Genomic DNA, 7,694 nt, shown 5'->3' on the forward strand with positions numbered 1-7,694 from the left:
GCAGGAGGCGGCCAAGAGCTTCATCAAGGACCTGCCGCGCCACGTGAAGGTGGGCATCGTCGCCTTCGCGGGCAGTGCGCAGGTGGCGCAACTGCCCACCACCAACCACGACGACCTCGTGACGGCCATCGACAGCTTCCAGCTGCAGCGCGCCACGGCCACCGGCAACGCCATCGTGGTGTCGCTGGCCACGCTGTTCCCCGACGCGGGCATCGACATCTCGCAGTTCAGTGCGCCGAGCCGCCAGCGCGGCATCGCGATCGACCAGAACGAGAAGCAGCTCAAGGAGTTCACGCCCGTGGCGCCCGGCTCGTTCACATCGGCCGCCGTCATCATGCTGACCGACGGCCAGCGCACCACCGGCGTCGATCCGCTCGATGCCGCCAAGGCCGCGGCCGACCGGGGCGTGCGCATCTACACGGTGGGCGTGGGCACGGTCGACGGCGAAACCATCGGCTTCGAAGGCTGGTCGATGCGCGTGCGGCTCGACGAAGACACGCTCAAGGCCATCGCCAACAAGACCAGCGCCGAATACTTCTACGCCGGCACCGCGAGCGACCTGAAGAAGGTCTACGAAACGCTGAGTTCCAAGCTCACCGTCGAGAAGAAGGAGACCGAGGTGTCGGCGCTGTTCGCGCTGGCCGCCGCGGTGCTCACGCTGCTGTCGGCGGGGCTGTCGCTGCTCTGGTTCAACCGGATTCTCTAGCGCGCGGAGCGCGAGGTTTTGGCGCGGCCTCAAGGCCGGCCAGCACCTCGCGCAGGATTTCTTCCGACAGGGCCTCGTCGTCCACCGCGCGGGCCATCACCACGCCGCCGTACATCGATGCCAGCGTGCGGATCGCATCGCCCCGTGCGTTCTTTTTCGAACGCCACGGAAAGCGGCGCGTGAAGCGGTCGATGACCAACCGCAGGTACGCCGTCAACGACGCATTCACGCCTTCGCCGTTGCCCGCCTGGCCGGCGAACGCCGCCATCAGGCAGCCCTCGGCACGCGCGTCGCGGTGCTCGTGGCTCAGGTAGCGCTGCACGTAGGCGCGCATGCCCTCGGGCGTTTCGCCGGCCGTGTCGAGGTCGGCGAGCGCGGACCCCGCGGAGTGCGTGATGCACTCGGCCATCAGCGCCTCTTTCGAGTCGAAGTGGTTGTAGAAGGGCCCGTGCGTGAGGCCCGTGGCTTTCATGATCTCGCTCACGCTCACGCCGAAGCCGCGCTCCTTGAACAGGCGCGACGCTTCCTCGAGGATCTTCTGGTGCTTTTCGGCGGTTTCTGCTGCGGGGTATCGCATCTGACCTCTTTCTGTTCCGGGGTAATCCGATCCCCCGTTTGACGCTATTCATGATAGTCGTCATGCTTCAACACCTCAAACATGATGGTCATCATGCTTGAAGCGACAACGGCTTTTCCGGCCTACCCCTTATCTTTTTTGAACGGATTCGAAATGAGCGATCAAGCAACTCCCGGCACCGCCGTCGTCACCGGCGCTTCGGCCGGCCTCGGCAAGATCTATGCGGACCGCCTGGCCCGCCGCGGCCACGACCTGCTGCTGGTGGCACGCCGCGCCGAGCGGCTGGAAGAAGTCGCCGCCGACCTGCGCGCCAGCTATGGCGTGAAGGTGCAGACGCTGGCCGCCGATCTGGCGGCCCCCGACGACCTCGAACGCGTGGCCCAGGCCGTGGCTGCCGACCCGTCGATCACGCTGCTGGTCAACAACGCCGGCCTTTCCACGCTCGCGCCCGTTGCGCAGACCACGGCCGCGCAGCTGCAGAGCATGCTGGACGTGAACATCAACGCGCTCGCACACCTGAGCCGCGCCGCACTCACCGCTTTCAAGTCGCGCGACCGCGGCACGCTGGTGAACATCGGCTCGGTGCTGGGCTTCCACACGCTGCCGATCAGCAGCATCTACAGCGGCACCAAGGCCTTCGTGGTCGCCTTCACGCGTGGGCTGCAGGACGAAGTGGCGGGCACGGGCGTGAAGGTGCAGCTGGTGTTGCCGGCGGCCACGGCCACCGACATCTGGGAGCTGTCGGGCGTGCCGGTGTCGGCGCTGGCCGAAGGCACGGTCATGGCCGCCGAAGATTGCGTGGATGCCGCGCTGGCCGGGCTCGATCTGGGAGAGGCGATCACCCTGCCCTCGGTGAACGAGGCGAAGCTGCTCTCGGCGTTCACCGACGCGGGCGCCGCGCTGTTCGGCGCGTCGCAGACCGGCCAGCCGGCAACGCGCTACCTGGCAACGGCCTGATCGGCCGCGGCGGCGGGAGTTGTTGCCGCGGTGTCCGGCAGCTTCACCGCCCCCACGCCGCCCAGGAACAGGTCGGCCACGATCGGCGCGATGGCCGCATGGTCGAGCCGGCCACCGGGCTTCATCCAGGTGAACATCCAGTTGATCATGCCGAACAGCAGCATGGTCAGCGGCTTGGCGAGTTCGTCGCTCGGCGCGCCGGGGCGCAGCGCCGACACGGCGCGCGCAAAGCCCGCGACCACGGCGCGCTCCTGGTCGAGCACGCGCTCGCGGTCTTCGGCTTCGAGAAAGCGCACGTCGTCGGTGAGCACGCGGTGCGCGTCCTGCGCGCCAGCGTACTCCTCGACGATGCGGTAGATGAAGCGGCGCAGCCGCTCCTCGTCGGTGTGCGGATTGGCCTCTTCCTCGGCCACCAGCGCCGCCAGCTTCGAGACATGCGTCTCGGCGATGCTGATGAGCAGGCTGCTCTTGTCCTTGTAGTAGTGGTAGAGCGTGGCCTTCGAGAGATTGCAGGCCTCGGCGACCTGGTTCATCGAGGTCGCGGGGTAGCCACGGCGGGCGAACAGCTGGGCGGCCTGCGCAAGGATCAGTTCGCGCTGGTCGTCGTAGGTGGCGGATCTTCCACGCGGCATCGGGTCTTCTTCCTGGGTTATCTGTCGGTTGCTGACATGCAGCAGGCTCGATCTTGCATGAAGCCGCAGGGCTAGCCGCGGCGGGTGGCGATCAGGGATTTCACGTCGGTGGCGGGCAGGCGCGGCCGGTCTTTTTCCACCTCGGCGAGCGGCGCCACCTCGTGCAGGCTCGCCAGGCTGCGCACCGTCAGCGCCTGGTAGGTCTGCGTGCCTTCGAGCTTCCAGGCGATCTCTTCGCCGCTGAGCTCGCGCCGCACCTTGGCCGGAATGCCCGCCGCGAGCGAGCGCGCGGGCACCTTCATGCCGGCGGGCACGAAGGCGCAGGCCGCGACGATGGCTTGCTCGCCCACCTCGGCCTCGTCCATCACCACCGCGTTCATGCCGACCAGCGCGTCGCGCCGCACGATGCAGCTGTGCAGGATCGCGCCGTGGCCGATGTGGCCGTTGACCTCCACCACCGTGTCGTTGTCGGGAAAGCCGTGGATGCAGCAGTGGTCCTGCACGTTCGAGCCCTCCTGCAAGACGATGCGGCCGAAGTCGCCGCGCAGGCTGGCGCAGGGGCCCACATAACAGTGCGGCCCGACGATCACGTCGCCGATCAGCACGGCCGTGGGATGCACGTAGGCGCTCGGGTCGACCACCGGGATCACGCCGTCGATGGAATAGCTGGGCATTCGGTCTCCTTGTTTTTTGCGAGTCTCAGGGTTTGCCCTGAAGGCACCCCGCTTGTGCCGGAATCGAGGTCGATCTTAAAATCAACCGAACGGTCGGTCAATAGTGTTTGCCTGCCGATCCGGCCCCACAAAGGATGAAAGAGACACGCATGACTGAGCCTTTGGTACTCATCAGCGACAGCGACAGCGGCACCGTCCGTACGCTGAGCCTGAACCGCCCCGCGGCGCTCAACAGCTTCACGACCGGGTTGCACGCCGAACTGCTGGCCGCGCTCGAAGCCGCTGCTGCCGACCGCAGCGTGCGCTGCGTGGTGCTCACCGGCACCGGCCGCGCCTTCTGCGCGGGGCAGGACCTGGCCGACCCGTCGGTCGCACCCGACCCCACGCCGGGCGCCGCGCCCAAGGACCTGGGCCACGTCATCTCCACCTATTACGGCCCGCTGGTCGCGCGCCTGCGCTCGATGCCGGTGCCGGTGGTGGCCGCCGTCAATGGCGTGGCGGCCGGCGCGGGCGCCAACCTCGCGCTGTGCTGCGACCTCGTCGTGGCCGGCCGCTCGGCCAGCTTCATCCAGGCCTTCACCAGGATCGGCCTCGTGCCCGACACCGGCGGCACCTGGCTGCTGCCGCGGCTCGTGGGCCCGGCGCGCGCGCTGGGCATCGCGATGCTGGGCGACAAGCTCCCGGCCGAAGAAGCCGCGCGCATCGGCCTGATCTGGCAGTGCGTGGACGACGCAGCCCTGGCCGACACCGCCGCTGCGCTGGCGTCGCGCCTGGCCGGCATGCCCACGCGCGCGCTGGTCGCCACCCGCGAGGCCATGGCCGCTGCGCAGAACCTCGACCTCGGCGCGGCACTTGCCGAAGAAGCGCGCATCCAACGCGAGATGGGCCATGCCGACGACTACCGCGAAGGTGTCGAGGCTTTCCGCGCCAAGCGCGCCCCGGTGTTCAAGGACCGCTGAGATGACCGACGCTTCCTCCCGCACCCCGCAACAGACCGCCGAGTACGTGCGCGACGGCATGTTCGCGAACGACAACGCCAGCAAGGGCCTGGGCATGCGCATCGTCGAGGTCGGCCCCGGCCAGGCCACGCTCGAGATGCGCGTGCGCCCCGACATGCTCAACGGCCACGCCATCTGCCACGGCGGCTTCATGGCCACGCTGGCCGATTCCACTTTCGCCTTCGCCTGCAACTCGTACAACGAGCTGACCGTGGCCTCGGGCTTCGCCATCGACTTCCTCGCGCCGGCGCGCGAGGACGACGTGCTCACCGCGCGCTGCTTCGAAGTGTCGAAGGCGGGCCGCACCGGCGTGTACGACACCGAAATCACCAACCAGCGCGGCGAGCGCATCGCGATGTTCCGCGGCCGTTCGTACACCGCCAAGGGCCGGCCCGCCGTACCCGCCGCCTGAGGAGACACACACCATGACCGTCAAACGCCCCGCCCCCGGCGACCTCGACCCGATCGAAACCGCCAGCCGCGACGAGATCGCCGCGCTGCAGCTCACGCGCCTGCGCGCCACGCTGCGCAATGCGTACGACAACGTGCCGCACTACCGCCAGGCCTTCGATGCGAAGGGCGTGCGCCCCGACGACCTGAAGTCGCTGGCCGACCTGTCGAAGTTCCCGTTCACGGTGAAGACCGACCTGCGCGACAACTACCCCTTCGGCATGTTCGCCGTGCCGCGCACGCAGGTGGCGCGCATCCACGCGTCGTCGGGCACCACCGGCAAGCCGACCGTGGTGGGCTACACGAAGAACGACATCGACACCTGGGCCGACCTCGTCGCGCGCTCGATCCGTGCAGCGGGCGGACGGCCGGGCGACATGATCCACGTCGCCTATGGCTACGGCCTCTTCACGGGCGGCCTCGGTGCGCACTACGGCGCCGAGCGCGCGGGCTGCACCGTCATCCCGATGTCGGGCGGCCAGACCGAGAAGCAGGTGCAGCTGATTCAGGACTTCAAGCCCGACATCATCATGGTCACGCCCAGCTACATGCAGGTGATCATCGAGCAGTTCGAGCGCCAGGGCCTCGACGCCAAAGACAGCTCGCTCAAGATCGGCATCTTCGGCGCCGAGCCGTGGACCGAGGCCATGCGCCGCGACATCGAGACGCGCGCCGGCATCGACGCCGTCGACATCTACGGCCTCTCCGAAGTGATGGGCCCGGGCGTGGCGAGCGAATGCGTCGAGAGCAAGGACGGCCCCGTCATCTGGGAAGACCACTTCTACCCCGAGATCATCGACCCCGAAACGGGCGCGCTGAAGGCCGACGGCGAAGAAGGCGAACTCGTCTTCACCTCGCTGAGCAAGGAGGCCATGCCCATCGTGCGCTACCGCACGCGCGACCTCACGCGCCTCTTGCCGCCCACCTCGCGCGCGTTCCGCCGCATGGGCAAGATCGTCGGGCGCAGCGACGACATGATGATCATCCGCGGCGTGAACGTCTTCCCCACGCAGGTGGAAGAGATCGTGCTCGCACACAGCGCCCTCACCGGCCTGTACCAGGTGCGCGTGAGCCGCGAAGGCCTGCTCGACCAGGTCGAGGTGCACTGCGAACTCACACCGCACGAGGCCGCCGCGGCCGACCGCACCGCCATCTCCGACTGGGTGCAGCACCGTGTGAAGACGCTCATCGGCATCTCCACCCGCGTGGTCGTGCACGGCCCCGACGAAATGGAACGCACGCAGACCGGCAAGGCCCGCCGCGTGATCGACACGCGCCCGCGCTGAGCCGCCCGCGCGCCCCACACACCGCACCGAAAGGACACGCACATGTACACCCAGGCCATGGACACGATGGGCAAGGACGCAGGCGACGGCAAGCAGAAGGCCGTGCGCTCCGCCGACGAGCTGCGTCTCGAGGAACGTTTCGACGCCCGCATCGACGCCGGCGACTTCATCGAGGCGAAAGACTGGATGCCCGAGCACTACCGCAAGACGCTGGTGCGCCAGATCAGCCAGCACGCGCACTCGGAAATCGTCGGCATGCTGCCCGAGGGCAACTGGATCAGCCGCGCGCCCACGCTCAAGCGCAAGGCCATCCTGCTGGCCAAGGTGCAAGACGAAGGCGGCCACGGCCTCTACCTGTACGCCGCCGCTGAAACACTGGGCACCTCGCGCGACCAGATGTTCGACGCGCTGCACACGGGCAAGGCCAAGTACAGCTCGATCTTCAACTACCCCACGCTCAGCTGGGCCGACATGGGCACCATCGGCTGGCTGGTCGATGGCGCGGCCATCATGAACCAGGTGCCGATCTGCCGCTGCTCGTACGCGCCGTATGCGCGCGCCATGATCCGCATCTGCCGCGAAGAGAGCTTTCACCAGCGCCAGGGCTACGAAGCCCTGCTGACGATGATGAAACAAGGCACCGACGCGCAGAAGGCCATGGTGCAGGACGCGGTCAACCGCTGGTGGTGGCCCTCGATCATGATGTTCGGCCCGCCCGACGACCAGTCGCCGAACTCGGCGCAGTCGATGCGCTGGGGCATCAAGCGCTTCAGCAACGACGAGCTGCGCCAGAAGTTCATCGACGCCACCGTCGAACAGGCCGCGATCCTCGGCGTGACGCTGCCCGACCCTGATCTCAAGTGGAACGAAGAACGCCAGTCGCACGACTTCGGCGTCATCGACTGGAGCGAATTCTGGCGCGTGATCGCCGGCGACGGCCCCTGCAACCGCGAACGCCTGCAGGCCCGCGTCGATGCCTGGGACGACGGCGAATGGGTGCGCGAAGCCGCGATGGCCCACGCCAACAAACAACCTTTGAAGGAAGCAGCATGAGCACCGAAATGAAGCAAGAGTGGCCCCTGTGGGAAGTGTTCGTGCGCAGCAAGGCCGGCCTGGACCACAAGCACTGCGGCAGCCTGCACGCGGTCGACCCGAAGATGGCGATCCAGATGGCGCGCGACGTCTACACCCGCCGCCAGGAAGGCAGCAGCATCTGGGTGGTGCGCTCCGACCAGATCGTGGCCAGCGACCCGGGCGACAAGGACATGTTCTTCGACCCGGCCGAAGACAAGGTCTACCGCCATCCCACCTTCTACGCACTGCCCAAGTCCGTGGACCACATGTGAGGCCCCTGATGCGCACTTGCGAACGGACCCCGTGTTGCTCCCTCTCCCTCTGGGAGAGGGTTGGGGTG

The 7,694-nt window shown here is 67.8% G+C and carries 10 protein-coding genes; 7 read left to right on the forward strand and 3 right to left on the reverse strand.

Annotation, left to right across the window (positions count from 1 at the left end; all coding sequences use genetic code 11):
* A partial coding sequence (locus AAG801_RS38410) for a VWA domain-containing protein (protein WP_341893148.1) occupies positions 1-706 on the forward strand: 706 nt, incomplete at its 5' end.
* Here AAG801_RS38410 and AAG801_RS38415 read toward each other — a convergent pair.
* Positions 690-1,283, reverse strand: coding sequence for a TetR/AcrR family transcriptional regulator (locus AAG801_RS38415; protein WP_153280345.1), 594 nt, complete (start codon positions 1,281-1,283; stop codon positions 690-692). The two genes, AAG801_RS38410 and AAG801_RS38415, sit on opposite strands and share 17 nt — an antisense overlap.
* A 153-nt stretch (positions 1,284-1,436) precedes the next feature.
* Between AAG801_RS38415 and AAG801_RS38420 the strand changes: the two genes are divergently transcribed.
* A complete protein-coding gene (locus AAG801_RS38420; RefSeq protein ID WP_341893149.1) occupies positions 1,437-2,240 on the forward strand; it encodes an SDR family oxidoreductase in 804 nt (267 codons plus the stop codon).
* On the opposite strand, the gene AAG801_RS38425 is transcribed toward AAG801_RS38420, so the two are convergent.
* Together AAG801_RS38425 and AAG801_RS38430 are read right to left on the reverse strand one after the other, a co-directional pair.
* A complete protein-coding gene (locus AAG801_RS38425) occupies positions 2,222-2,872 on the reverse strand; it encodes a TetR/AcrR family transcriptional regulator (protein ID WP_153280347.1) in 651 nt (216 codons plus the stop codon). The two genes, AAG801_RS38420 and AAG801_RS38425, sit on opposite strands and share 19 nt — an antisense overlap.
* 71 nt (positions 2,873-2,943) lie before the next feature.
* Complete coding sequence (locus tag AAG801_RS38430; RefSeq protein WP_341893150.1) at positions 2,944-3,546, reverse strand: phenylacetic acid degradation protein PaaY; 603 nt, start codon at positions 3,544-3,546, stop codon at positions 2,944-2,946.
* A gap of 149 nt (positions 3,547-3,695) precedes the next feature.
* Here AAG801_RS38430 and AAG801_RS38435 point away from each other — a divergent pair, with 149 nt between their 5' ends.
* From AAG801_RS38435 to paaB, 5 genes are read left to right on the forward strand one after another with little or no spacing between them, the layout of a single operon-like run.
* Positions 3,696-4,505, forward strand: a complete 810-nt coding sequence (locus AAG801_RS38435; protein ID WP_341893151.1) for an enoyl-CoA hydratase-related protein — start codon at positions 3,696-3,698, stop codon at positions 4,503-4,505.
* Position 4,506: 1 nt separating this feature from the next.
* Complete coding sequence (gene paaI / locus AAG801_RS38440; protein ID WP_099795401.1) at positions 4,507-4,956, forward strand: hydroxyphenylacetyl-CoA thioesterase PaaI; 450 nt, start codon at positions 4,507-4,509, stop codon at positions 4,954-4,956.
* A gap of 13 nt (positions 4,957-4,969) precedes the next feature.
* A complete protein-coding gene (paaK, locus tag AAG801_RS38445; protein ID WP_341893152.1) occupies positions 4,970-6,280 on the forward strand; it encodes a phenylacetate--CoA ligase PaaK in 1,311 nt (436 codons plus the stop codon).
* A gap of 42 nt (positions 6,281-6,322) precedes the next feature.
* A complete protein-coding gene (gene paaA, locus AAG801_RS38450) occupies positions 6,323-7,333 on the forward strand; it encodes a 1,2-phenylacetyl-CoA epoxidase subunit PaaA (RefSeq protein ID WP_341893153.1) in 1,011 nt (336 codons plus the stop codon).
* On the forward strand, positions 7,330-7,626 hold the full coding sequence (gene paaB, locus AAG801_RS38455) for a 1,2-phenylacetyl-CoA epoxidase subunit PaaB (RefSeq protein WP_070063652.1): 297 nt from the start codon (positions 7,330-7,332) through the stop codon (positions 7,624-7,626). Before paaA ends, paaB begins: the two co-directional genes overlap by 4 nt.
* The last annotated feature ends 68 nt before the right edge of the window (positions 7,627-7,694 follow it).

The sequence above is a fragment of the Variovorax sp. YR752 genome (assembly GCF_943372545.1).